21 protein-coding genes and 1 tRNA gene are annotated in these 24878 nt (G+C 63.5%); 18 read left to right on the top strand and 4 right to left on the bottom strand.

Annotated elements, in window-relative coordinates:
- From trpC to trpA, 4 genes are read left to right on the top strand one after another with little or no spacing between them, the layout of a single operon-like run.
- Positions 1–768, top strand: coding sequence for an indole-3-glycerol phosphate synthase TrpC (gene trpC, locus R2823_08435; GenBank protein ID MEZ5176214.1), 768 nt, complete (start codon positions 1–3; stop codon positions 766–768).
- A complete protein-coding gene (locus R2823_08430) occupies positions 765–1376 on the top strand; it encodes a phosphoribosylanthranilate isomerase (protein ID MEZ5176213.1) in 612 nt (203 codons plus the stop codon). The genes trpC and R2823_08430 overlap by 4 nt, the downstream gene beginning before the upstream one ends.
- Positions 1373–2557: a tryptophan synthase subunit beta gene (trpB, locus tag R2823_08425; protein ID MEZ5176212.1), complete on the top strand. Its 1185-nt coding sequence runs from the start codon at positions 1373–1375 to the stop codon at positions 2555–2557. Before R2823_08430 ends, trpB begins: the two co-directional genes overlap by 4 nt.
- Positions 2526–3389 carry a tryptophan synthase subunit alpha gene (trpA, locus tag R2823_08420; GenBank protein ID MEZ5176211.1) on the top strand — a complete coding sequence of 288 codons (864 nt, stop codon included), beginning with the start codon at positions 2526–2528 and terminating at the stop codon, positions 3387–3389. Before trpB ends, trpA begins: the two co-directional genes overlap by 32 nt.
- Before the next feature lie 34 nt (positions 3390–3423).
- Here trpA and R2823_08415 read toward each other — a convergent pair.
- Positions 3424–3509, bottom strand: a tRNA-Leu gene (locus R2823_08415).
- Between the two features lie 181 nt (positions 3510–3690).
- Here R2823_08415 and R2823_08410 point away from each other — a divergent pair.
- The 12 genes from R2823_08410 to R2823_08355 all read left to right on the top strand — a co-directional run bounded on the left by R2823_08410 (position 3691) and on the right by R2823_08355 (position 19673).
- Positions 3691–4284 (top strand): TadE/TadG family type IV pilus assembly protein, encoded by a 594-nt coding sequence (locus R2823_08410; protein MEZ5176210.1) that lies wholly within the window; start codon positions 3691–3693, stop codon positions 4282–4284.
- Positions 4285–4296: 12 nt separating this feature from the next.
- Positions 4297–5874 carry a TadE/TadG family type IV pilus assembly protein gene (locus tag R2823_08405; protein MEZ5176209.1) on the top strand — a complete coding sequence of 526 codons (1578 nt, stop codon included), beginning with the start codon at positions 4297–4299 and terminating at the stop codon, positions 5872–5874.
- A 219-nt stretch (positions 5875–6093) separates the two neighbouring features.
- Positions 6094–6705, top strand: a complete 612-nt coding sequence (locus R2823_08400; GenBank protein MEZ5176208.1) for a TadE/TadG family type IV pilus assembly protein — start codon at positions 6094–6096, stop codon at positions 6703–6705.
- A gap of 11 nt (positions 6706–6716) precedes the next feature.
- Positions 6717–8357 carry a pilus assembly protein TadG-related protein gene (locus R2823_08395; GenBank protein MEZ5176207.1) on the top strand — a complete coding sequence of 547 codons (1641 nt, stop codon included), beginning with the start codon at positions 6717–6719 and terminating at the stop codon, positions 8355–8357.
- A gap of 28 nt (positions 8358–8385) precedes the next feature.
- Positions 8386–11007 (top strand): DNA polymerase I, encoded by a 2622-nt coding sequence (gene polA / locus R2823_08390; GenBank protein ID MEZ5176206.1) that lies wholly within the window; start codon positions 8386–8388, stop codon positions 11005–11007.
- A 134-nt stretch (positions 11008–11141) separates the two neighbouring features.
- Positions 11142–12647 carry a 30S ribosomal protein S1 gene (rpsA, locus tag R2823_08385; protein MEZ5176205.1) on the top strand — a complete coding sequence of 502 codons (1506 nt, stop codon included), beginning with the start codon at positions 11142–11144 and terminating at the stop codon, positions 12645–12647.
- 113 nt (positions 12648–12760) lie between these two features.
- Positions 12761–13768 carry a Flp pilus assembly protein CpaB gene (cpaB, locus tag R2823_08380; GenBank protein MEZ5176204.1) on the top strand — a complete coding sequence of 336 codons (1008 nt, stop codon included), beginning with the start codon at positions 12761–12763 and terminating at the stop codon, positions 13766–13768.
- Positions 13752–14948, top strand: a complete 1197-nt coding sequence (locus R2823_08375; protein MEZ5176203.1) for an AAA family ATPase — start codon at positions 13752–13754, stop codon at positions 14946–14948. Before cpaB ends, R2823_08375 begins: the two co-directional genes overlap by 17 nt.
- Before the next feature lie 31 nt (positions 14949–14979).
- Complete coding sequence (locus R2823_08370; GenBank protein MEZ5176202.1) at positions 14980–16329, top strand: CpaF family protein; 1350 nt, start codon at positions 14980–14982, stop codon at positions 16327–16329.
- A complete protein-coding gene (locus R2823_08365; GenBank protein ID MEZ5176201.1) occupies positions 16326–17387 on the top strand; it encodes a type II secretion system F family protein in 1062 nt (353 codons plus the stop codon). Before R2823_08370 ends, R2823_08365 begins: the two co-directional genes overlap by 4 nt.
- On the top strand, positions 17387–18292 hold the full coding sequence (locus tag R2823_08360) for a type II secretion system F family protein (GenBank protein ID MEZ5176200.1): 906 nt from the start codon (positions 17387–17389) through the stop codon (positions 18290–18292). The genes R2823_08365 and R2823_08360 overlap by 1 nt, the downstream gene beginning before the upstream one ends.
- A gap of 7 nt (positions 18293–18299) precedes the next feature.
- Positions 18300–19673: a hypothetical protein gene (locus R2823_08355; GenBank protein ID MEZ5176199.1), complete on the top strand. Its 1374-nt coding sequence runs from the start codon at positions 18300–18302 to the stop codon at positions 19671–19673.
- Positions 19674–19740: 67 nt separating this feature from the next.
- Here R2823_08355 and R2823_08350 read toward each other — a convergent pair whose 3' ends face one another.
- The 3 genes from R2823_08350 to R2823_08340 all read right to left on the bottom strand — a co-directional run bounded on the left by R2823_08350 (position 19741) and on the right by R2823_08340 (position 22225).
- Positions 19741–19917 carry a Flp family type IVb pilin gene (locus R2823_08350; GenBank protein ID MEZ5176198.1) on the bottom strand — a complete coding sequence of 59 codons (177 nt, stop codon included), beginning with the start codon at positions 19915–19917 and terminating at the stop codon, positions 19741–19743.
- Positions 19918–20084: 167 nt separating this feature from the next.
- Positions 20085–20723, bottom strand: coding sequence for a response regulator transcription factor (locus R2823_08345; protein ID MEZ5176197.1), 639 nt, complete (start codon positions 20721–20723; stop codon positions 20085–20087).
- Positions 20720–22225 (bottom strand): histidine kinase, encoded by a 1506-nt coding sequence (locus R2823_08340; protein MEZ5176196.1) that lies wholly within the window; start codon positions 22223–22225, stop codon positions 20720–20722. Before R2823_08340 ends, R2823_08345 begins: the two co-directional genes overlap by 4 nt.
- Before the next feature lie 23 nt (positions 22226–22248).
- On the opposite strand from R2823_08340, the gene coaE reads away from it, so the two are divergent.
- The gene (coaE, locus tag R2823_08335) at positions 22249–22860 is read left to right on the top strand and encodes a dephospho-CoA kinase (GenBank protein ID MEZ5176195.1); all 612 of its coding nucleotides are present in this window, start codon (positions 22249–22251) and stop codon (positions 22858–22860) included.
- Positions 22857–24875, top strand: a complete 2019-nt coding sequence (gene uvrB, locus R2823_08330; protein MEZ5176194.1) for an excinuclease ABC subunit UvrB — start codon at positions 22857–22859, stop codon at positions 24873–24875. Before coaE ends, uvrB begins: the two co-directional genes overlap by 4 nt.
- Positions 24876–24878 lie beyond the last annotated feature (3 nt).

The following is a 24878-nucleotide window of genomic DNA, read 5'->3' as shown; positions in this document are numbered from 1 at the left end:
ATGCTCTCGCAGATACTCGAAGCTGCCGATCGTCGAGCCGCGATCGCCGATTCGGACATCGACCGTCACCGATCGGCGGCAACGGTCGCCGCGCCGCCGCGGAGCTTCATCGACGCACTGAGATCACCGGGTCTTTCGGTCATTGCCGAGATCAAGCGACGATCACCCTCCGCCGGCGCCATCGCAACCGACCTCGATCCTGCGGGTCTCGCCGTCGCCTACCAAGCCGGTGGCGCGGATGCCATCTCGGTTCTCACCGAACCCGAGTTCTTCGGTGGTTCCCTCGATGATCTCACCGCGGTGCGCGCCGCCGTGTCGGTTCCGGTGCTTCGCAAGGACTTCACGCGTTCGAGCTCCCAGATCTGGGAAGCGCGGGCAGCGGGCGCGGACGCTGTGCTGCTCATTGTCGCAGCGCTCACAGACCAGGCACTCGTCGAGATGCTTGCCACCGCTTCGAAGGCCCGTATGGCCGCGATCGTCGAAGCGCACACCGTCGACGAGGCACGCAGGGCCGTGGGCGTCGGCGCGCAGATCATCGGTGTCAACAACCGTGACCTCACCACATTCGAGGTCGATCTCGGGGTTGCCGAACGAGTGGCTCAGGTGCTCCCGCCGTCGGCGGTCACGATCGGCGAGTCCGGCGTGTCGAATCTCGAGGGGGCGCAACGGATGGAGCGGGCTGGCTACGACGCGATTCTCGTGGGGGAGGCCTTGGTCCGTGGAGACGATCCAGCGCTCCTTGTCGCCTCACTCAAGGCTCAACGATGACCTGGGTGAAGATCTGCGGGATCACCGATGAGGCGGCCCGCGACGCCGCCATCGAAGGAGGAGCGGACGCCGTTGGCTTCGTGCTTGCTGCCGGGTCACCGCGATCGATCAGCATCGAGCGCGCGACCGCCCTCATGCGTGGCGTCCCCATCCTTCGGTTCATCGTGACCGTCGACCTCACGCCGTCACAAGCGTTGCATGCAGCGCAAGTGACTGCCGCCGACGGTATCCAGAACCATGGCAGGCATGCAACCGCGGTGGCCGCCGCGGCGATCGACGCAGGCTATTCCAGCCTCCATCCCGTCCGGGTCACCGCCCAGGGCCCCGACATCGATGTCGGATCGATTCCGGGTGCGAGCCTCCCACTGTTCGACACGGCTTCAGCATTTGTTCACGGGGGTACCGGCGTCGCGTTCGACTGGCATGTGCTCGAGTCGCCCGGCCGGCCATTCGTGCTCGCCGGCGGCCTCGGGGTCGACAATGTGGCCGAGGCGATCCGGGTGCTGTGCCCGTTCGGGGTCGACGCATCATCAAGGCTCGAGACCGAACCAGGGAGCAAGGATCCCGGTACCATCGCCGCGTTCGTGCGAGAGGCGAAAGGCACATGAGACTCGATCGGCCGGACCAGACGGGACGCTTCGGCGGCTTCGGAGGGTCGTTTGCGCCCGAGACGCTGATGCCCGCTCTCGCTCAGCTCGAAGCGGCGTTCGTCGACGCATGGTGCGACGACCGCTTCCACGCCGAGCTCGACGACCTGCTCGCCAGCTTCGTCGGGAGGCCGACACCGGTGTATCGAGCTGCTCGGCTCTCGGAGGAACTCGGACTTGACCTGTGGCTCAAGCGCGAGGACCTCGCCCACACGGGCGCGCACAAGATCAACAACACCGTCGCACAGGGACTGCTCACGCTCCGGATGGGGAAACAGCGCGTCATTGCAGAAACTGGCGCCGGGCAGCACGGGGTCGCTACGGCGACGGCCTGTGCACTCCTCGGATTGCAATGCCTCGTGTACATGGGTGCCAAGGACATGCAACGCCAGGCCCTCAATGTATATCGGATGGAGTTGCTCGGTGCTGAGGTCGTGCCCGTCACCTCCGGCGCAGGTACCCTCAAGGATGCCGTTTCGGCCGCTCTTCGCGACTGGGTCGCGAGTGTTGCGACAACCCACTACATCATCGGGTCCGTTGTCGGCCCGCATCCGTTTCCATGGATGGTCCGCGAGTTCCAAAAGATCATCGGGACCGAGCTGAAAGCCCAGCTCGATGGGTCCGACGGTCGTCCGTGTCCCGATACGATCGTTGCCCCGGTCGGGGGAGGATCGAACGCGATGGGGGTCTTCTATCCGTTCGTCGGAGACGGCGGCGTGGACCTGGTCGGTGTGGAGGCCGCAGGACTCGGAATCCCAACGGGGAAGCACGGTGCCTCCCTCGGGCACGGTTCGCGCGGGGTGCTTCACGGGGCCATGACCTACATGCTCCAGGATCCGTTCGGTCAGGTGCTCGAGGCACACTCGATCTCGGCGGGTCTCGACTATCCCGGTGTCGGTCCAGAGCATGCCTACTTCAAAGAGACGGGTCTCGTTCGGTATGTGAGTGCTACCGACGACGAAGCCGTCGAGGCATTCCACCGCCTCAGCCGGACGGAAGGCATCATTCCGGCGCTCGAGTCGAGCCACGCCCTCGCGTGGATCATTCGTGAGGCTTCCGCATTGCGGGGGAGGACCGTTGTCCTGAATCTGTCCGGTCGAGGTGACAAGGATGTCCAACAAGTTGCCGCTCACAGTGGATGACACCGGCCGAGACCGACTTGCCGCGATGTTCGCGCACGCGCGCACGGAGAACCGGGCCGCGCTCCTCCCGTATCTGACGGCGGGCCTCCCGACGGTCGCTGAATCCGTTGAGCTGTTTCGCGCCATGGCCGACGCGGGTGCGGATGGATTCGAGGTGGGGATCCCATATGCCGACCCACTCCTGGACGGCCCCGTCATCATGGCGGCCGGCGAGCGAGCGCTTGCAGCTGGTGTGACCGTCGATGTGAGCCTCGATATCGTGTCTCGGATCGTTGGCGAGACCGGCAAACCCGTGCTGGTGATGACCTATGTGAATCCGGTGCTGCGCCTCGGCGTCGATGTGTTCTTCGATCGGGTCGCAGCCGCAGGCGGGGCGGGTGTGATCGTTGCCGATCTCCCCGTGGACGAATCGCAGCCATTCTTGTCCGCAGCGGCCGCGACCGGCCTCGGTCTTGTGCTCTTTGCTGCACCCACCACCGACGAGCGTCGCCTCGAGGCGGTCGCTGCAGCGGATCCTGCGTTCGTGTACGCGGTCGCCGAGATTGGTGTCACGGGCGAACGCGAGGCCGCATCCGTGAATACGGAGAGCCTTGCGAGCCGCATCAGGGAACGCTCCCAAGCACCGATCGTGTTCGGCGTCGGGATCTCCACTCCCGACCATGTGGCCCGCGCTGCCGCTGTCGGCGACGGAGTCATCGTAGGAACCGCTGTTGTGCGGCGAGTGCTCGAAGCGCCGTCGCCCGAGGAGGCACGAGGGGTGCTTGCACGATTCGTCTCCGACCTTGCCGCAGCCGTCCAACGCCCTGTGTCGCCGTCCGCCCCTCAGCGTTGAGGTGCGGAGAGATGTGGATGGAGAGATGTGGATGTGGTACCGGGAGGGGGACTTGAACCCCCACGGGCTTGCGCCCAGTGGATTTTGAGTCCACCGCGTCTGCCATTCCGCCATCCCGGCAGGGAAGCCAATCGTACCGGCCGACTCGCCGTGTTCAACGCGGGGGTCGGCCGACCCATTCAAGTTTTTGCCGAATCGGGCGATACTACTGGAGTGGTCGTAGCATGCCATGGTGCTCGTCGACTGCGCGCTGAGCAGCAAGCACACAACACACAGTAGTCAGACCAGACCGGGGTTCCATATGCGGGTCTCGAGACCTTTCCGCAACCGAGGCGAGCGCCAGCGGGGTGCCGCCCTCGTCGAGATGGCGATCATCCTTCCCCTCTTGATCACGCTCGTGTTCGGCATTGTCGAGTACGGCTTGCTCTTCAAGGAGAAACTGACCGTGGCATCGTCAACCAAGTCTGCGGCACGCACGGGGGCAACGATGGGGACGCGCGAGTCCGCCGACATCCGGATGCTCGAGGCGCTTGAGGCCGGCCTGTTCGATCAGGTCGACGCGTCGGTGCTCATCAGCGTCGAGATCTTCCGTGCCGACCCCGTCACGGGGGCGAAGACCGGCGATGTCAACCATTACAGCTTCATTCCGAGTTCGGTGACCTGCAAGTGGACGCCGTGCCCCGATCCGGACGAACCCGGCTACGCCGGTTTCCCCGAGCCGTGGGCACCGGCGTTGCGTGACACGACCCTCGAGCCCGGGGGTGGGGGTGTCGACATGCTCGGCATCGAGGTCACCTACCACCACACCTCGGCGACCGACCTGATCCCCGGCGTCGACCGCGACCTGCACGAACGGGCGTTGATCCGTCTCGAACCTGATGTCTTCGGGATGTAGGGGTCTACGACGATGATGCCGATTCGCTCCATCGTCCATGCCACCTCCCGGCGATTGAAGAACCGCGAGCGTGGTGCCGTGCTCATCTTTGCCGCTGCCCTGCTCACCGTGCTCATGGCGATGGCAGGATTCGCCATCGACTTCGGTTGGCTCTACTGGCAGGGCATCAACATCCAGCATGGTGCCGACGCCGGTGCACTCGGTGGTGTCGTGTACGAACCCGAGGACGGAGGGGTCGGCGGCCTCGCCTTCGCTGCTGCGCGAGATGTGGCAAAGAAGAACGGCTACGACGATCTGGCCGCCGGGACGATCGTGACGCCTGCGGATGCGCTGTCGGACCCGACCGCCGTCGCGAACGACAACCAGCTGCGCGTCACCGTGACCCACGAGGTGCCGACCTTCTTCATGAAGGTGTTCGGCATCGACTCGGTTTCGATCACCAAGACAGCCGTTGCCGAGTATGTGCTGCCCCTTGCCATGGGAAGCAACGATCCGTACTTCGGTCAGGACCCGGTCCTCGGCCGGAACCCGAACTTCTGGGCGAACATCCACGGCTACTTCACCGGAAGGACGATGGGTGACCGCTTTGCGTCCCAGTGCGTCGACGGAGGAAGCACCAGCTCGTGCACACCGAACCCCGAGGCACGGCCAACCACGCCTGCGGGAATGAACAACGGCATTGCGGATTTCACGGGCGGCTACCTGTACGGCATCGAGGTCCCACCGGGTGGGAGCGATCTGCGGGTCGAGATCTTCGACGGCCCGTTCACCCGCGGTGGCAACGATTATGTCCTCGTCGGTGACAACCCGCAGGGAGGCAGCCAGGGCCCAACGACCATGTTCTTGCTGTACGCGCCCGATCCGACACCGCTCAACACGAGCGACGGGAACAAGTTGCTGTGCAAGGTCGTGATGCCTCCGCGAGATCCCTACATGCCGACCGCGAACAGCTCAACGACATGGCCCGAGGTCGACACCTACCTCCAGGCGAACCCCTATGTCTACAACGGGAAGACCTACGACGAGCTCAGCGACCTGTGGGACTCGATGTGTGGTGTCTCGTTCAACGAGGGAGAAGGGATCTACCCGCTCCGTGTCGTCATCGCCGATCCCGGTGCGAGCGATGATCGCGGGCTGAACCGTTTCTCGATGCGGGCCTTCACGACCGGGACCGCACCCCGGATGTACGGCCTCGGTGACATGGCGATCTACGCCAACTTCGCAGGGAACCAAGCAACCTTCAACCTTGCGGAGGTTCCGGAGGTGCACAGGGGCAAGGACCTCGTGATCGAACTCTGGGACCCGGACTCGGGGAACAACGGTGTCCGTGTCGAGCTCCCAGACGGGAGCCTCCCCGACTGCAGCTGGACGGCAACCGATGGGCGTTCGGGGGCCCTCGCACCGTGCGACTTCAACTTCTCACCGGGTTTCAACAACCACCACATGCAGATCCGGATCGAGATCGACCAGTCTTACACCTGCGGCGCGAACTGCTGGTGGACGCTGACCGTGGACTATCCCGGTGGTGCGAACGACACGACGACCTGGTCCGCACGCGTCGAGGGCAACCCCGTCAAGCTCGTCGAATAGCCCCCTTGACGATCCGGCGACGCGGGCTACCATCACAACGGTCGTCGATGGACGAATTGCGGTGTCCACCCGCGACATCACCACGCGGTGGTGACAGATCGTGGAATATCGACTACTCTGCGTAGGTATCCCGGAGATGCCGGGATGACGCAGGGGAGATGCGGGGGTCGAGACCCGGCGGGGAATCCCGCTGCTGATGCCGGAACGATGAGGGGCGGTATGAAGGCGAAGCGCTGGCAGGCAGACGAGCAGGGTGTCGCCCTTGTCGAGATGGCGATCGTCCTGCCGCTGTTGATCCTGATGCTGTTCGGGATCGTCGAGTTCGGACTCGCGTTCAACAAGCGGCTCACCATCGGGAACGCAAGCCAATCGGCCGCGAGGGTCGGTACGGCGGTCGCAAACAACGAGTATGCCGACATCGCGACGCTCGAAGCCCTCGAACAGGGGCTGATCTCGCTTCCGGGGAACGGGCAGGACACGATCAAGCTCGTGTACATCTACAAGGCAACCAGCACGGGCGGTGTGACGGGAAGCTGTCCTGGGTCGTACTGCAATGTGTACCAGTACGACTACGACGCGTTCGGCTGCAACTGGGACCCATGTCCCGACCCGGACCTCGGTCCGGTGGACTGGACCGGGCGCTGGGATCCCGAGAGCCGCAACGCGGTTGTCGGGAACCTCGATGTGATGGGTGTGAGGGTGTTCTTCTCCCACGAGTGGGCGACCAATGCCGTGCCTGTCGGTGATGTCTCATGCACCGCGCCGCCGAGCGGCTGTTGGGCGGACACGGCGATCATGCGCCTCGAGCCCCAGCAGCTCGGGGTCGGGTGAGCGGTGTGCGCATGAGGCGCCTCCTTGCTCGACTGAGGTTGCGTTCGGGGGAATCGGCGGTCGAACGCGGCGCCGTGTTGATCCTCGTTGCCGCCTCGTTGTTCGTCATCATGGGTATGGGCGCACTCGCCGCCGACTACGGCTGGCTCTACTTCAACCAGCTGAACACCCGGAAGGCTGCCGAAGCGGCCGCGCTCGCGGGCGTCGTCCACATGCCCCTTCCGAACTGCGGAACGCCCGATGTCGGAACCGACCCGCATACGACCGCGCTCGACATTGCTTCGCGTAACGGCTACTCGTCGGCATCGGGGGCGAGTGTGAGCCCGTCGCTCGGGGGCACTTGCGCACAGTTGACGGTGAACATCAGCAGGCCGATCGACACCTTCTTCCTGCGAGTCTTCGGGATCGACAGCCTGACCGTGTCCCAGACCGCAACCGCAGAACAGCTCCCGCCGCTCAAGCTCGGATCCGATGAGCCCTACCTCGGAGAGGATCCCGAGACGGCTGGGAGGAATCGGAACTTCTTTGTGGCCATCTCAGGGGAGGATCGTCGCAAGAACCAGGGTGACGCCGTTGCCGCCCAGCGGCGCGAGAACGGCAACAGCAACCCCGAATACCGCAAGCCCTCGTACCACTATGCCTTCGAGATCCCGGAAGGAAGCAGCATCGCCGGGGGATCGGTACAAGTCCAGATCTACGACCCGCAGGCACACGACGCGGGTGGTGTCGCCAACAGCGGCCCGAACGCCAACACCAACGACTGGCTCTACGACGACTCGGGAAGCACCGTCCAGGACGATGGGTGGGAGAGCCAGACGAGGTTCATCGTCTACAAGCCGGACGAGTCGCCGAACCAGTGGCTCGACAATGATCAGCAGGTTGCAGGATGCAACGACACCTTCCGCGGGCGAAGCGATGCGTACGGCGAGGAACACGCGAGCTACAACTCGGCGTGGGAAGACGAGTGGGTCACGCTCTGTACGATCTCACCGGTCGAGACCGGCATCTATGTGGTCGAAGTGACGAGCGACTACGACTCGGGTGTCGGAACGGACATGATCAACGGGTTCTCGATCCGGGGCGCAACGGCGGCGGGGTCACCGATCATGTCGTCGTCGGACCTCCAGGTCTACGGACTCGGCGCGATGTCCCTGTGGCAATTCGACACGGGATCGAATCCCGTCTTCAAGGTTGCGCGCCTCGATGAGGTCTACGCTGGTTCTCGTCTGGTGATCTCGCTGTGGGATGTGTCGGACATCGGCTCGAACGCGTCCATCGAATTCGTCGGGTCGACCTCACTCGGCGGCACGCCTCCCGGTTCGGAGCCGATCAACTGCCAGGTGCGGACGCTGAGCGACAATGTGCGCGTCCTCGAGAATGTCGGTGTGCCCCAGGGCGGCTGGGGGCCCGACAGTAACGGTGGCGACGGGACCACCTGCAAGCTGAACTTCTCGAATGGCCAGTACAACAACGACTGGGTCCAATTCCAGTTCGATGTCCCACCCGACTACGAGTGCCCTGCGGGGACGGGATCATCGCCAGCGGCGCCGGGATGTTGGATCTTCGTTTCCTACAGTGTGAGCGGATCGATCACCGACCGCACGGTCTGGGCCGCGGCGATCGACGGTCAGCCCATCCACCTCGTCCCGTAGAAGCGCTCCACCGCGGTACTGTGCTGCCATGGCCACGCTTGCGCTCCTCGATGGACACTCCCTCGCCTACCGGGCGTTCTACGCCCTTCCGCCGGACCTCGCCACCCCGAGCGGCCAGGTGACGAACGCGGTCTTCGGATTCACCTCGATGCTGATCAAGCTCCTCGACGAGGAGGCACCAGACGCCATCGCGGTTGCGTGGGATCGTAAGGAGAAGACCTTTCGTACCGAGCGATATCCCGACTACAAGGCGACACGGCAGACCGCTCCCGACCTGTTTCGTTCCCAGATCCCGCTCATCAGGGAAGTGCTCGAAACGATGCGGATCCCCCAGGTCAGCGTTGCGGGCTTCGAGGCCGACGACATCATCGCGACGCTGACGAAGCAAGGACGCGACCACGGCTACGCCGTCATGATCGTGACCGGCGACCGGGACGCCTTCCAACTCGCGACCGACGAGATCACCGTCGTGTACACGCGCCGGGGCATCTCGGACACGGTCCACGCGACGCCGGCGTGGATCGAGGAACGCTACGGCATCGATCCGGGCCGCTACATCGAATACGCGGCACTGCGGGGGGACACATCGGACAACCTGCCCGGTGTTCCCGGGGTGGGGGAGAAGACCGCCGCGAAGCTGATCAACGCCTATCCCTCCCTCGAGGATCTCTTCGATCATGTCGGGGATCAGACACCGAAGCTTGCTGAGAGTCTCGCGGCGTGCCGAGAACAGGTACTTCTCAACCGGGATTTGATGACGATGGTCGACACCGTGCCGATCGATGTGCCGTCCCCGTCCGACCTCGACCTTGAGCCTTTCGACCGAGATGCGGTACGAACGCTCTTCGATGAGCTCGCCTTTCGCAGTCTCTGGCAACGCCTCGAGGAGATGGGCGGCATCACGCCCATCGAGCGATCCCTTGCCGATGTGGAGGTCGTGTCGGCGACGACCGCCGACCAGGCGGCTGCTCTTGCATCCGCTGATCCGTTGGTGATCGATCCGGTGTGGGAGGCCGACGAGCTGATCGGATTCGTGGTTGCAGGCCGGACAACGACCTATGTGCCACTCGAGCTCGCTGAGGCCTTGCTCGCATCGGCTGCATCAGGTCCCGGTTTCGTCGCCCACGACGGCAAACCGTTCATCAGGGGACTTGTCGAGGCTTCGCTTCCGGTGCCGGACCTCCGGTTCGACACGATGCTCGCAGCCCATGTGATCAACCCCGCGCTACGGGCCCCGAGCCTGGAAGAACTTTCCCATCGCGAGCTCGGTGTCGATGTCGACGAGGCGGAGGACACATCGGGCGGCGGTGCACAGGGTTCCTTTGCGTTCGACGAGACGGCCATCGACCTCGACACACCCGCTCGCCGCGCGCTTGCCATCGCGGATCTCGTGGAGCCCCTCACCGACCAGATGGAGGCGCGGGGCGGCCTCGATCTGTACGCGACGATCGAGCTTCCCCTCGTCCCGATCCTTGCCGCCATGGAGGTTGCAGGCATCGGAATCGATGTGGAGTTCCTCACGACCTACGGCACGGAACTCGCACAACGGATCTCGGGTCTTGAGGAGGACATCCACGCACTGGCTGGTGAACCGTTCAATGTGAACTCGACCCAACAGCTTCGGGCCGTGCTGTTCGACGGATTGGGCCTTCCCGTGATCAAAAAGACGCCGAAGGGCGTCCCATCGACCGACGCATCGGTGCTCGAGAAGCTTGCAGACCAGCATGAGATCGTCGAGAAGCTCCTGTCGTTCCGGGAACTCGACAAGTTGCGATCGACCTATGTCGACGCACTCCTCCAGCTCGTCGATGATGACGGGCGAGTCAGAGGCCGTTTCAACCAGATGGGGGCAGCGACCGGGCGACTGTCGATGGAGCGCCCGAACCTCCAGAACATCCCGGCGCGTTCAGCCGAGGGCCGTTCGATCCGCCGAGCCTTCAGGGCCGCACCGGGAAGCCTGTTCCTCGTGACTGACTATTCCCAGATCGAGCTCCGAATCCTGGCGCACATGTCCCGCGATCCGGGCCTTGTTGCCGCGTTCATCGAGGATCTCGACATCCACGCTGCGACGGCCGCACGGGTCAATGGTGTCGCCGTCGAAGAGGTCACCGACGCGATGCGTCGAACCTCCAAGATGATCAACTTCGGACTCCTCTACGGCATGGAAGCCTACGGATTGGCCCAGCGACTCGATATCGATCGATCAGAGGCCCAAGAGCACATCGATGCCTACTTCGCCCAGTTTCCGGAGGTCAAGGCATTCATGGGAGGCATCGTGGCCGAGGCTCGCTCGAATGGGTTCACGACGACGATTCTCGGACGCAGGCGCTATCTGCCCGAACTCCACAGCCGGAACACGCGGGACCGCCAAATGGGGGAGCGGATGGCCCTCAACGCCCCGATCCAGGGGTCTGCGGCAGACATCATCAAGAAGGCCATGATCGATCTCGACGCCCGGCTGCGATCGGCGGGATCAGCCGCCGAGATGCTGCTCCAGGTGCACGACGAGCTCGTCCTTGAGGTACCGGCCGAGGAGATCGGGGAGGTGACCACGCTCACCGTCGACACCATGGAACAGGTCACCACCCTGACGGTTCCCCTGAAGGTCGCCTATGGGACGGGGCCCACCCTTGCTGACGCCGACCACTGACGGGGAGCAAAACCCCCCCCCAATCCCCGGTTCATCTTGTCGATTGGGCCCATTGACACCTATGCTGCGGGGGCCTTCACGGACCGCGTCAGCGCGCTCGAAGGCGTCACACCTTCAAGGAGACCATCCCGTCCATGCCCAACGACAACGATCGAGACCTCGCCGAAAGCGGTGAGGAGACCCCCCCCGCCACCGACGAGTCCGATACCGGCCCTGTCAACCAAGTCGCTGAACCCACCACCGCCGAACCGGCGCGCGCCGATGAACCCGTCGAGGCTGCTGCCGACGGGGACACAGGAGCAGGCGACGCAGAAGCAGGTCAGGAGCAGGACGAGGCCGAACCCACCGAACCGGTACGAAGGACCCGGGGGGATCGCCCCGCCATCAGCGCCCCGAAGAGCGTCGCCGATGTTGCGGATGACCTGTCGGCGGACGACTTCGCAGCAGCCATCGAACAGACCGTTTTCGAGTTCAAGGAAGGCGACATCGTTGTCGGAACGGTGGTGAGAGTCGATCCCGATGAGGTGCTCGTCGACATCGGGTACAAGTCCGAGGGTGTCATCCCCCCACAGGAACTCGCGGTTCGCAACAACGCCAACCCGAACGACATCGTCACGGTCGGTGAGGAGATCGAGACGCTCGTACTCCAGAAGGAGGATGACCAGGGCCGGCTCATCTTGTCGAAAAAGCGCGCCCAATACGAGCGTGCGTGGGGCAGGATCGAAGGTGTGATGAACGAGGGGGGAACCGTCGATGGGCATGTCATCGAGGTAGTCAAAGGCGGCCTTATCGTCGACATCGGGCTTCGGGGTTTCCTCCCTGCTTCGCTGGTCGACCTGCGCCGTGTTCGGGACCTGCAGCCCTTTGTCGGGCAGACCATCGAGGCCAAGGTGATCGAACTGGACCGCAACCGGAACAATGTGGTGCTTTCGCGCCGCGCACATCTGGAAGAGGAGCAGGCAGAACAGCGCCAAGCGTTCCTGACCGATCTGCAAGAAGGCGACATTCGCACGGGTGTGGTGTCGAGCGTCGTCAACTTCGGAGCTTTCGTCGACCTCGGCGGCATGGACGGTCTCGTTCATGTGTCTGAGCTCTCCTGGCGACATGTCAATCATCCCGGTGAGATCGTCACGGTCGGGGATCAGGTGAAAGTGAAGGTTCTCGAGGTCGACCACGACCGGGAACGGATTTCCCTTTCGATCCGGCAAACGGCCGAGGACCCGTGGGACCTGTTCGCTCGTGACACCGAGGTGGGAGCCGTTGTTCCGGGCAAGGTGACCAAGACGGTTCCGTTCGGCGCGTTCGTCTCGGTTGGGGAAGGCGTCGAGGGTCTCGTGCATGTCTCTGAGATCGCGATGCACCATGTCGAGAGCCCCGAACTGGAGCTCTCGCTCGGGCAGGAAGTAACGGTAAAGGTCACCGAGATCGATGCCGACAGACGACGAGTGAGCCTGTCGATCAAGCAGGCATTGCCCGAATGGGAGGAACGCTCATCGTGGAGCGAATCCAAGCCAAGCCAACCGCGTCGCAGGGAGTTCCAGCGTGAAGACGAAGCACCCGATGAGTCCGGCTTCTCAGCCGACTCGTCCCTCGAGGCAATCCTCGCTGAACTCAAAGAACGCGGCATCGGCAGAAGCTAGCCCCGCGATGCTTGACCGGATGATGCCCGTATGGCAACCTCCGGTGCGTGCGCGAGGAGCGGTCCTTGGTGCGCGATTTGGATCGACCGTAATCGTTGGGAGGACCATCTGACATGGGACGGCGCACGCTTGTACTCGTTATTGCCGTGTTACTCGCCGGAATCTCCGGGTTTGCTCTCTACCAGTATCTGACATCCGTAGAGGACGATATCCGCTCGGACATCTCCGAGGTGATCGTGTATCGCGCGTCGGCGCCGATCGAGGCGAGAACCCCCGGTGAGGAAGCCCAGGCACGCATCGTCGAGAGCACAGCGCTTCGACAGAATGTCGTGTTCGATGGCTCCACGATCCTGTGTCTCGGCGCAGCGGGAGAGAACGCATCCAAGAATCCCGATGAGTATGGGTGTCCTGGCAATCCTTCGGACCTCGCATCGGTCCTCAATGGGAATGTCGCGGCCGGACCGATCGCGACAAGCCAGCTGATCACGCAGGGCTCGTTTGTCGATGTTTCCGAGACGGAGACCCGCCTCAACGAGTCGCTCGCTCCCGGGAAGGTCGCGATCTCGATCACCGTCGATGGGGTTGCATCGAGCGGCGGCTTCATCAGGCCGGGGGACAATGTCAACATCCTCGCTTCGGCGCAGGTTTCCCCGTTCGAGTTCATCACGATGGTCTCGAACGATGAGCTGCGCGATCTGTTCTTCTCCGACATCTCGGCCGAGGACGCCCAGGCGCTCGCGGACGAAACGGCCCAGGTCAATCCCGATGACGACACCACGCCGAACAACCTTCTTGCCGCACTGCCGACCTCGTATGCGATCACGCAGAACATCATGCAGGAAGTCCAGGTGCTCGCGGTCGGGGCCGACACGAGGGTCGCGCCGATGGCCATCGGGCTCGAGCCCGTCGGATCGCAGATCATCGTCTTCGAGGTGACCCCGCAGCAGGCCGAACTCATCGAATACGCGAGGCAGTACACCGAGATCTCGCTGTCGCTGTTGCCCGCCGACGGATCCTATGTGCCGTACGATGCCCAGCCGATCGTGGTCGATGACATCTTCGGCCTCCTCGACAGAATCTCCGCAGAACTGGGACTGGTGACAGGTGCGAGCGGAAGCTGACGACGCAACGACCCGGTCGATCCTTGTCGTCGATACCAATGTCGACGCGGCTGAGCAAGCAATCGCATTGCTCAAGGGCCACAAGGTCTATCAGGCGAGAAACATCTCGGATGCCCAGCGAAAGCTCCTCGAGGAGGGTATCGAGCTTGCCCTGATCGGGCCGGGGTTCGCCCACGAAGCCGGTGTGGCTGAGGCGGCGCTGCTGCTCGACATCCAACCGTCACTCCCCATCGTGCTCGTTGCGGAGGCAACCACCACCGACATCCTCCGTGCTGCGATCAGGGCGGGTTACCGCGATGTCCTCGATGCTCCCCTCGATGACGCCAAGATGGAATCGATCCTCGGGCACATCACGAGGGCCGAGTCCATCGTCCAGACCGGAGGCGCAGCCAAGACGAAGATCGGCAAGGTCATCACGATCATGTCACCGAAAGGTGGCGCTGGCAAGACCATGACGACGGTCAACACCGCCATGGCCCTCGGCGCCATGTCCGGGGAGCCGGAGCGGGTCGTGATCCTCGACGCAGACCTGCAGTTCGGTGATGTCTGTATCTCCCTCCAGGTCGAACCCACGCACACGATCGTCGATGCCGCCCGTGACATCGACAAACTCGATGAGGCGTTGCTCGACAGCCTCCTCGCAAGGCATACGACCGGCATGCGGGTCCTTTCGGCGCCGCTGGAGCCGTCGCTTGCAGATGAGGTGTCCACACAGGTCGTTGTCAAGACCCTCGGCATGCTCAAGCGGATGTTCGACTATGTGATCATCGACACGGCACCGTTCCTCGATGAGCCCGTGTTGTCGATCCTCGAACGATCCGACACGGTGCTTCTGGTGGTGGACATGGATCTCCCTGCCGTCAAGAACGCGAAGCTCGCACTCGACACGCTCGAGCTCATCAAGTTCCCGTTCGAGAAGATCAAACTCGTCCTCAACAGGGTGAACTCCAAGGCTCGCCTCGACATCGACGAACTGGAGCGCTCTCTCGGCCTCGAGGTCCAGGCAGCAGTTTCATCTGATAAATTGGTACCGCGCGCGGTCAATGAGGGAGAGCCGGTTGTCTCGCTGTACCCGCGGTCACGCCCCGCGAAGGATCTGCGTGGCGTCGCCGCCCTCGTGTTCGAAGGGGAGCCGCTGCCGGATGAAACCGAAGAGAAGGCGCGGGGATGGTTCAAGTAGCCGTCCTGCGTCCACAACGGAGGCATGAAGCATGAGTCTCGCTGACAGGGTGAAAGCGGCAAAGGCCCACGACGACACCGGTGACGGGCAACGGACCGAGGTCAAGCAGGACCTTCGTCGCAAACTCCACTACAAGGTCGTCGAGGGTCTCGGACCGACCCTCTACAGCGCGCAGATGTCCGATGCCGAACTCAAGCTTCGGGTGATGGAGATGCTCGAATGGGCACTCGAGCAGGAGCAGTCGGTGCCGCTCGCCCGCGCCGACCGGCTCGCACTGCTCCAAGAGATCGCCGACGATGTGCTCGGATACGGCCCGATCGATCCCTACCTCGCAGATCCGGCCGTCACCGAGGTGATGGTCAACGGTCCCCACAGCGTCTGGATCGAGCGGGCGGGCCGTCTTTCGAAAACCGATACACGCTTTGTCGACTCGAACCATCTCGAGCGAATCATCGAGAAGATCGTCGGACAGGTCGGGCGGCGGATCGACGAGGGGCAGCCGATGGTCGACGCACGGCTCCCCGATGGTTCCCGGGTGAATGCGATCATCCACCCCCTTGCCATTGGCGGACCGTATGTGACGATCCGGAAATTCGCAGTCGATCCTTTCTCGGTCGAAGACCTCGTTGGGAACGGAACGATGAGCGAGCAGGTGGCAGGGCTCCTGAAGCGCTGTGTGGAGGGAAGGCTGAACATCATCGTGTCGGGCTCGACCGGCTCGGGAAAGACGACGCTGCTCAATGTCCTTTCGAACTTCATCCCCGCCGATGAGCGGATCATCACGGTGGAGGATGCCGCCGAGGTTCAGCTGAACCAGACGCATGTCCTGACGCTTGAGTCCCGGCCGGCCAACCTCGAGGGCACCGGTCTGGTGACCATCCGTGACCTCGTTCGCAACACGCTGCGTATGCGGCCCGACCGCATCATCGTCGGTGAGGTCCGCGGCGGTGAAGCGCTTGACATGCTCCAGGCGATGAACACCGGTCACGATGGGTCGCTCACAACGGTGCACTCGAACGCGCCGAGGGACACCCTCGCCCGTATCGAAACGATGGTGCTCATGGCAGGGATGGATCTGCCCGTGCGGGCAATCCGGGAGCAGATGGCGTCGGCGCTCGACCTGATCGTCCATGTGCACCGTCTCAGGGACGGGACTCGCCGCATCACCCATGTGACCGAGGTCGTCGGGATGGAGGGCGACATCATCACGCTTCAGGACCTGATGCTGTTCGACTACGGCATGGGATTCGATGACAACGGGAAGTACCGTGGCCATCTCAAGGCGACAGGGATCCGGCCCTCGTTCTCGGAGCATCTCGAGAACTTCGGCATTCACCTGCCACCCGAGCTGTTCCACCCCGAACCGTTCGCCAACCGATGAGACGACTCTCGTTCCTTGTGGGTGTCGGCCTTGTGGGTGTCGGTGCGTCACCGGCACTCGCGCAGGAATCAGAAACGGCTGCATCGGGAGCAGGGTCGGCCCTCGTCATCCTCGCGGCGATCGCGGGCGCGATCGCGGTGTTTCTCCTGATCATCATCCTGTTCGGCTCCGCGAGGAGCCGAACCGAGGCGTCGATCAACAAGCGCTTGTCGACCTACGGGGCGATGTCCGATGGGTCGTCCGGGATCTTTTCGCGGTTCCGGTTCCTTCGACGAGCGGCCCGCACGGCGGAATCGGCTGCCGCTCGCCGTGGCGCAACGAGCATGATCGAAGCTGCTCTTGAAACCGCCGATCTTCCCATCAAGGCCGGTGAGGCGATCATTGGCGCGATCGGGATCGCGGCGATGACGGGTATCGTGATCACCGCGGTCACGCGCTCGGTGCTCTGGGGCATCGTGGCGGCCGCCGTCGTCGTGCTCCTCGCCCTCACCTTTGTCAATCAGGTTGCTGCCAGACACCGCAAGCGGTTCGAGGATCAGCTCCCTGACACGCTCAACCTCATCTCGACCTCCCTTCGTGCCGGCTACTCGCTGCTTCAGGCCGTCGAGGCCGTTGGCGAGGAGGCGGCGGAACCGACCCGCCGAGAGTTCGGGCGAGCGATGGCCGAAATCCGTCTCGGGAAGAGCATCGACGACGCACTTGGCGATATCGCGACGCGGATGATGTCACAGGACTTCGACTGGACCGTACTGGCCATCAACATCCAGCGCGAGGTTGGTGGGAACCTTGCCGAGGTGCTCCAGACCACCGCCGAGACCATGGTGCAGCGGAACCGCCTTCGCCGGGAGATGAAGGCGCTGACCGCTGAGGGCCGTATCTCTGCCATTGTGCTCGCGATCATGCCGATCGGCCTCTTCGCATTCATCTCGCTCGTCAATCCCGGATACCTCGCGCCGCTCCTCGAGAACACCATCGGCATCGTCGTGATGATCGTGGGCGGTGTGTTCATTCTGATCGGGATCTGGTGGATGCAGAAGATCGTGAAGGTGGACATCTGATGGACAGCCTCCTCTTCGTGGTTCTCTCGATCGGGGTGACCGTGGGTGCCCTTGCCATCTATGTCGGCAACGGCGTCGTACGGTCCCAACGCAGCCGTCCCGGCAACCGTCTTGCATCGCTCAACACCCGCCAGGATCAGCTCGAGGTGGACTTCTCGCAACGCGCCATTGCACCGGTGATGCAGGGCCTCGGTCGTTTCGTGCTTCGGTTCACCCCGACGGGTTGGGTCCAGCGGGCACAGAAGAAGATCGTGTGGGCTGGCTGGGCAGAGCGCATGGATGGGAACACCTGGGCCGCCATCCGCATCCTTGCATTCATCGCGAGCATCGTGGCTGCCTTTTTCGTCGTTCCGCTCGTGGACGGAACGATGCTACGCGTTGCGGTCGGTGCGCTGATCCTCGTCGTCGGGTTCTTCGGTCCCGAGGCGTCGCTCAGCCGTGCCATCGACGACCGGCGCAAACAGATGGAGCGTCAACTCCCCGATATCATCGACCTGCTCGTGATATCGGTGGAAGCGGGCCTCGGATTCGAGGCTGCGATGGGGCGGGTCGTCGAAACCGTTCCGGGGGAGCTCGCAGAGGAGTTTCGGCGCACGCTCTCTGAGACGAGGGTCGGCGTTTCACGCCACGACGCCCTTCGCAACCTGGCTGAGCGTACCGATGTCGACGACCTCAACTCGTTCATCCTCGCGTTGATCCAGGCCGACCAGTTCGGTGTGTCGATCGCTCGCATGTTGCGGGTGCAGGCCGAGGAAATGCGGGTCCGTCGGCGACAACGGATCCAGGAGCGAGCCTTCGCGGCTCCGGTGAAGATGATCTTCCCGATGCTGTTGTGCATCTTCCCCTCGATCTTCATCATCATTCTCGGCCCTGCTGCCATCAACATCTCTGAGAACCTTCTGTAGCGGGCACATGGGCTCATCGCCACAGGGTCAGGCGCACGATCCGGGCGTTCCGTCGGGGCTGCGGCTCGTGCACGCCTTGCCCCTTGTTCCACTCTTTATGGTCGGTCTCTTTGCCTCGGGCCTGATCATCGACAACTCGTTCCTGTGGCACATCAGGGCAGGAACGGTGCAACACGAGATGGGCGCCGTCCTGTCCCACGATGTCTTTTCGTTCACGGAACTCGGAAGCCCGTGGCGTACCCAGTCGTGGGTTGCGGAACTCCTCTACGGTTGGCTCGAATCGGTGACACCTTCGTACCTGTGGGCGAGCTGGATGGTGCTCGTTGTCTCGGTGGTGATCATCGCCCTTGTCGGGATCTCGATGTACCGGCCGAACCCTTCGCCCGTCGTCGTCGGCTTCGCGATGATCGTCGCCGTGTGGCTCATCGGGCCCTTCCTCCAGCCTCGCCCCGTCATCTTCTCATTTCTCCTTCTCGCCGCCCTTGTGGTGGTCCTCCAGCACCGTGACCGGGTGTTGTGGGTGACGGTGCCGATCCTGTGGGTCTGGGCGGGCGTTCACGGGTCCTGGATCATCGGTGGGCTGCTCATCGTCCTCGAGTGGCTGAGAACATCGGATCATCGGATCTTCAGGGTCGGCCTGGTCGCGCTTGCTGCCACGCTTGCAACCGCCCATGGCCTCGGCACCTGGAGCGTCGTCGTCGACTTCTTCGGCGCGAGGGAGGCGCTCGCGCAGATGCAGGAGTGGAAGGTCCCGGATTTCGGTGGGGTCGCCCAAATGCCGTACCTGCTCGTGATCGCGGGCGTGATCATCGCCGCCGTGCGAGGGAAGCTCACATTGCGTGATCTGATCGTCGTGCTTCCGTTCATGTTCCTTGGAATGACCTCACGACGGACGGTGGTCCCCGCAGCGATCGTCCTCCTGCCGTGGGCGGCTCGCGCAATCCCCACCGTGACGGTTCCACGCTCACGCACGAGTCCAGCGATCGTCGGTGCGGTCATGGTCGTGCTCGGTATCGTCGCCGTCGTGCCGATGCTCTCGGCGACGACGGGTGAGCTGGATCCCGAACGCTTTCCCGGGAGGGCCGCCCGTGACGCGATCGCCGGTGCGAACGCGTTCTACGACGACGGAGTCGGCGGATTCCTCATCTTCGCCGAATGGCCGGATCGCCTCGTGTGGATCGACGATCGTGCCGAACTCCACGGCGCCCAGCGCTTCATCGACTACCGGAAGGCACGAGAGGGCGACTACGAAGCGGTCTTTGCCGAGTATGGGTTCGACGCCGCGCTCGCCAAACCGGACTGGCCGCTGACGGATCGGCTGGTTGCCGATGGCTGGCAGGTCGTGCACACAGACGCCGAGTTCGTTGTCCTACGCCCTTGAGCCATCGACACTGAACGCGTACGAGGGGCCCGGAGACCGGACCCCTCGTACGGTTGATTGACTCGATCTAGCCGAGCGTGTTGGCGATCGACTGGAATTCGGTGCTCACCGATGTACCGACAAGCGTGACGGCAACGATGGCAACGATTGCGATCAGAGCGACGAGCAGGGCGTATTCCACCATGCTGGCGCCGTCTTCATCGTTTGTGATGCGTGCCTGGAAGGCTTCCCACAGACGAAGCATGTCTTTCCTCCTGTTACAAGGCGATCCGTTCCTGAATCTACGGCACCATACCGGGATTGTGTATGGGTCGACTGACCCATACATTGTCGGGTTCTGGTCGGGTTCAGATTGCGTTGCCCGCGCCATCGGGTTGCCCACATCGTTGCCGTGTGGATTCTCGGGCTGCCTTACTCCCAGTCCTTGTCGAGCCCGAGTTTGAGGGACTCGACGACCGCCTGGGCGCGATCGTTGACGCCGAGCTTCTCGTAGATGGAGGCAAGGTGGTTCTTGACGGTCTTCTGCGAGATGAACAGCTCCTCTGCGAGGTCCTCCGTCCTGCTGATCCCACGCACGAGACACCGCAGAACTTCGCGTTCGCGCTCGGTGATGGAGTCGGCGGCCTCCGAGAGCCGGGGAGCGCGGTGCAGGTCGAGGGTTTCGTCGATCGCCTCGTCGTCGAAGAAGTTGTGCCCGGAAGCGGCTGCTCGGATCGCTGCGGCAAGGTCGGGGAGGGGCGTCGATTTGGAGAAGAAGCCGACGGCTCCGGCCTCTCGTGCCGCCGCCCCGTATTCGTCGGCAGTGTGCATGGTGACGACGAGGGTCGGCGGAACCTTCCGCAGGGTGCTGATTGCGGAGATGCCTGACCGTGAGGGCATCTCGACATCGACGAGCAGCACATCGGGATCGTATCGCTCGATCGCGGTCGCGATGTCGGCACCGTCGGAGACCGCGCCGACAACCTGGATATCGGGGATCGAATCGAGGGCCTGGGAGAGACCGTCGAGCAGGATTTGGTGATCGTCTGCTATGACAACCCTGATGTTCACGGTCGATCCCTCCACGAGATGGTGACGAGCGTACCTCCGCCACGCCGGGAGTCCACCGTGACATCTCCGTTGATGAGCGCGGCACGCTCGCGCATGCCGACGAGGCCGAAGCGACTGGCGGGCTCGATACCCGTGTCGAATCCTTCTCCGTTGTCCTCGACCGTCACTTTTCCTCCGGTCTCATCGATGCGTCCCCTGATCTCCACCACGGAAGCATCGGCGTGGCGTTGGGCGTTCCTGAACGCTTCCTTGAGAATCGCTCGTATCTCCGCGGCGATCGCCGGACGAGGTGGCGTGCGTTCGTCGAGGTCGACGACCACGGTCGGTCCCTCCGTGTCCACTTCGGCGACGAGGCTGTGAGCGAAATCGGTGAGGCTTCGGGACCGGTCGGCGCGGAGGTCCTGCACCTGGTGCCGGATGCGTTCGACGAGCATCGATACATTCGCCCGTGTTGCCTCGATGTTGCGTGTGTGTTCGGTATCGAGTTGGTTTGCAAGAAGGAGCATGTCGAGGGTGAGACCGACCGAAGCCACACTCGGCGCAATGTCGTCATGGAGTTCCCGGGCGAGCCGCACCCGTTCGCGCTGAACCGCGATACCTGCGAGCTCCTGAAGCATGGCACCGTTCTCGATCGCGAGACCGACCGGCTCGATTGCCGATCGGATCATCGTTCGTTGAGGATCGGTCAGTTCACCGTTGCCACCCCACAATTCGATGTTTCCTGCCTCGGCTCGGTGGGCAGGAATCTCGACGATGTGCGTCGGAGGGCCGCCGTCGTCGGTGCCCCGGCGCGCGAGAACGGTCCCCGAAGGGTCGACGATACGGGCTGCGTCCGTTGGGTAGATCACCGCAACATCCCTGATGGCGTCGTGCGCGGTGGCGACCGCGCTCACATTCGGCGAAGTGGCGACGGCGAGCAGGTCCTCGAGAAGTGCGTGGGCAGTTTTGAGACTTGCCATGCGCGAGCCGGCTGCATGCGCGGCGATCAGTGCTTCGCTCGTGACCACCGATTGGGCCATGATTGCGCGCTGTGCCTCGCTGAACGCGATGGCCGTGATCGCATAAAACGCGGGAAGCCGGATCACCTGGGGGCCAGCGGTGAGGGAATCGGCAACAGCGGCCGCGATCAAAACGCCGCCGGTGGCGATGATGGCTGTGACGGCTCCCGCCCGGATGCCTCCGCCGACGGAAGCGAGGAAGATCGAAGCCACCGGGAGCAGGGTGTAGCTGCTGTCGATCCCGTTGGTGAGTGAGACCGCAACGCAGTAGGCGGTGAGCGAGGCGCCGAGCAGCACGACCTCGCGCACCGGTCGCTCCGGAAACGGGGTGCGGGCGAACAACGCAGCGCCGACGCCGAGCGCGGCGATCACCGCCGCAAGCGCTGAGCTCGTTGTGAATCCGTCGGGGATGGCGGACGCTGCGACCGCGACCGTGAGCGCCAACAGGTGCAGGACGCCCGACGCAAGGCGCAACCTCGTCGCCCAACTCTGTATTCCTGTCACACCGGCAGGGTACAGTCCAACCCATGGGACGGGATGGAATGGAGCGTCAACCTGCCGTGTATGTCCTCGGTGGGGGTATCGGTGCTGGCAAGTCGACCGTGATCGGAGCCTTCGCCGCAGCTGGTTTTGTTGTGGTCGATGCCGACGAGTACGGCCATCGTATGCTTGCGTCGACGATGCCCTCGGGGCGGCGCGTGATCGCCCGTTGGCCCGAGTCGGTTGTTGACGGCGAGGTCTCGCGGCCCCGTCTCGCCGAGATCGTCTTCCACGATCCCGACGCGCTCGCGGAACTCGAGGCAATCACCCACCCGGAGATCACGGCGATGATCGAAGAGACCGTCGAGCAGGTCATCGCCGATGGGGTCGCCCCCGGGATTGTGATCGAGGTGCCGCTGCTGCGGCTGTTGTCGGACACCCCATGGCGCCGAATCGCCGTTGTTGCGCCCCGCGACATTCGGATCGAGCGGGCAACCGAGCGTGGGGCCGATCCGGACGATGTGCGTGCGCGCATGGAACATCAGGAGCCGGATGAGGCGTGGGCCGAGTGGGCGGATGTCATCATCGATAACGGAGGATCGCTCGACGCGACCCTCGCGGCCGTCGAAGAACTCATCACCGCCGGGGACGCTGGATGAAGTTCATCCCATTCGAGGTCGTCTCGGAGTTCCAGCCGAGCGGCGACCAGCCGGAGGCGATTGCCCGTCTCGTTGAGGGCATCGAACGCGGGGACCGTTTCCAGACCCTCATGGGTATCACCGGATCCGGTAAGTCGGCAACCATCGCGTGGACGATCGAACAGGTGCAGCGCCCGACGCTCGTCCTTGCACCGAACAAGGCACTGGCCGCGCAGCTTGCGAACGAGTTTCGCCAGTTCTTTCCGAACAACCGGGTCGAGTACTTCGTGTCCTATTACGACTACTACCAGCCTGAGGCGTACATCGCACAGACCGACACCTACATCGAGAAGGAGTCAACGATCAATGACGAGATCGACCGGCTGCGTCATGCCGCAACCGCCGCCCTTCTGACGAGGCGAGATGTCATCATCGTCGCCTCGGTTTCGGCGATCTACGGCCTCGGTTCGCCCGAGCACTACGAGGGGCAGCTGCTCCGGCTCGTGAAGGGGGTCGAGTTCCCCCTCGACGAGTCGATCAAGCGGCTCGTGAACATCCAATACGATCGCAATGAGGTCAACCTCACTCGGGGAACATTCCGCGTCAAGGGCGACACACTCGAGGTGTTCCCGACCTACGACGAAACCGTGATCCGGGTCGAGTACTGGGGTGACGAGGTCGAACGGATCTCACGGATGAACCCCATCACCGGTGAGATCATCGAGGAGCTGTCCGAGGTGTTCGTCTATCCGGCGACCCACTATGTCACCTCGTCGGAGATCATCGAACGAGCGATCGAGGGAATCGATGAGGAGCTCACCGAGGTGCTTGCCCGTTTCGAGCGGGAGGGGAAGCTGCTCGAGGCCCAGCGGCTCGGGATGCGAACCAGGTACGACATGGAGATGATGCGTGAGATCGGCTACTGCTCCGGTATCGAGAACTACAGCAGGTACCTCGACGGCCGCTCGGCGGGTCAGGCCCCGTTCACACTCCTCGACTACTTCCCAGAGGACTTCCTGATGGTGCTCGACGAGAGCCATGTGTCCGTGCCCCAAATCAACGGCCAATACGCCGGTGATCGATCGCGCAAGGATGTGTTGATCGAACACGGTTTCCGCCTTCCGTCTGCTCTGGACAACCGTCCGCTCATGTTCGAGGAATGGTATGAGCGGGTGAACCAGGCCGTTCTCTTGTCCGCGACGCCCGGGCCGTGGGAGTTGAGGGAATCCGCACAGGTGGTCGAACAGATCATTCGCCCGACCGGTCTCGTCGATCCTGCGGTGATCGTCCGCCCGACCAAAGGCCAGATCGACGACCTTGTCGCCGAGGTCAAGGACAAGGCGGCGAAGGATCAGCGTGTGCTCGTGACAACCCTCACCAAGAAGATGGCCGAGGACCTCAGCGACTACCTTCTCGAGCTCGGGGTGCGTGCGCGGTACCTCCACAGCGACATCGACACCCTCGAACGGGTCCAGATCCTACGCGATCTCCGGCTCGGGGAATATGACGCGCTGATCGGCGTGAACCTGCTGCGTGAGGGACTCGACCTCCCCGAGGTCGCCCTTGTCGCAATCCTCGACGCGGACAAGGAGGGCTTCCTCCGGTCGGGCACGAGCCTCATCCAGACGATCGGGCGGGCGGCACGAAATGTGGACGGGGCCGTCATCATGTACGCGGACGAGGTGACCGACTCGATGCAGCGAGCACTCAACGAGACGAACAGGCGACGGATGCGCCAGATCGAGTACAACCGGGAGCACGGCATCGACCCACAGACCATCCGCAAGAAGGTCTCCGACATCCTGGAGCTCGTGCAGTCAGGTGAAGCACCGTCGGGCGATCGTCGGGCAAGCGAGCTCCGCAGGCGCCAACCGCTCGATCTCACCACCCCTGATCTCCGTCGTCTGATCCAGAGCCTCGAGGAGGAGATGCACGATGCGGCCGCCGAACTTCGCTTCGAGTACGCGGCACGACTCCGGGACGAGATCAACGACCTCAAACGCGAGCTGCGGGAACTGACCGACGCCACTCGGTGATCG

This window comes from Acidimicrobiia bacterium (assembly GCA_041393965.1).
Taxonomy (GTDB): Bacteria; Actinomycetota; Acidimicrobiia; order Spongiisociales; family UBA5794; genus UBA5794.
The sequence above is the reverse complement of the archived record's forward strand: the minus strand, read 5'-3'. Positions and strand labels throughout refer to the sequence as shown.

Coding starts and splice junctions, on each gene's coding strand:
- trpC (MEZ5176214.1), top strand. CDS start 1: ATGCTCTCGCAGATACTCGAAGCTGCCGATCGTCGAGCCGCGATCGCC.
- R2823_08430 (MEZ5176213.1), top strand. CDS start 765: ATGACCTGGGTGAAGATCTGCGGGATCACCGATGAGGCGGCCCGCGAC.
- trpB (MEZ5176212.1), top strand. CDS start 1,373: ATGAGACTCGATCGGCCGGACCAGACGGGACGCTTCGGCGGCTTCGGA.
- trpA (MEZ5176211.1), top strand. CDS start 2,526: ATGTCCAACAAGTTGCCGCTCACAGTGGATGACACCGGCCGAGACCGA.
- R2823_08410 (MEZ5176210.1), top strand. CDS start 3,691: ATGCGGGTCTCGAGACCTTTCCGCAACCGAGGCGAGCGCCAGCGGGGT.
- R2823_08405 (MEZ5176209.1), top strand. CDS start 4,297: ATGATGCCGATTCGCTCCATCGTCCATGCCACCTCCCGGCGATTGAAG.
- R2823_08400 (MEZ5176208.1), top strand. CDS start 6,094: ATGAAGGCGAAGCGCTGGCAGGCAGACGAGCAGGGTGTCGCCCTTGTC.
- R2823_08395 (MEZ5176207.1), top strand. CDS start 6,717: ATGAGGCGCCTCCTTGCTCGACTGAGGTTGCGTTCGGGGGAATCGGCG.
- polA (MEZ5176206.1), top strand. CDS start 8,386: ATGGCCACGCTTGCGCTCCTCGATGGACACTCCCTCGCCTACCGGGCG.
- rpsA (MEZ5176205.1), top strand. CDS start 11,142: ATGCCCAACGACAACGATCGAGACCTCGCCGAAAGCGGTGAGGAGACC.
- cpaB (MEZ5176204.1), top strand. CDS start 12,761: ATGGGACGGCGCACGCTTGTACTCGTTATTGCCGTGTTACTCGCCGGA.
- R2823_08370 (MEZ5176202.1), top strand. CDS start 14,980: ATGAGTCTCGCTGACAGGGTGAAAGCGGCAAAGGCCCACGACGACACC.
- R2823_08365 (MEZ5176201.1), top strand. CDS start 16,326: ATGAGACGACTCTCGTTCCTTGTGGGTGTCGGCCTTGTGGGTGTCGGT.
- R2823_08360 (MEZ5176200.1), top strand. CDS start 17,387: ATGGACAGCCTCCTCTTCGTGGTTCTCTCGATCGGGGTGACCGTGGGT.
- R2823_08355 (MEZ5176199.1), top strand. CDS start 18,300: ATGGGCTCATCGCCACAGGGTCAGGCGCACGATCCGGGCGTTCCGTCG.
- R2823_08350 (MEZ5176198.1), bottom strand. CDS start 19,917: ATGCTTCGTCTGTGGGAAGCCTTCCAGGCACGCATCACAAACGATGAA.
- coaE (MEZ5176195.1), top strand. CDS start 22,249: ATGGGACGGGATGGAATGGAGCGTCAACCTGCCGTGTATGTCCTCGGT.
- uvrB (MEZ5176194.1), top strand. CDS start 22,857: ATGAAGTTCATCCCATTCGAGGTCGTCTCGGAGTTCCAGCCGAGCGGC.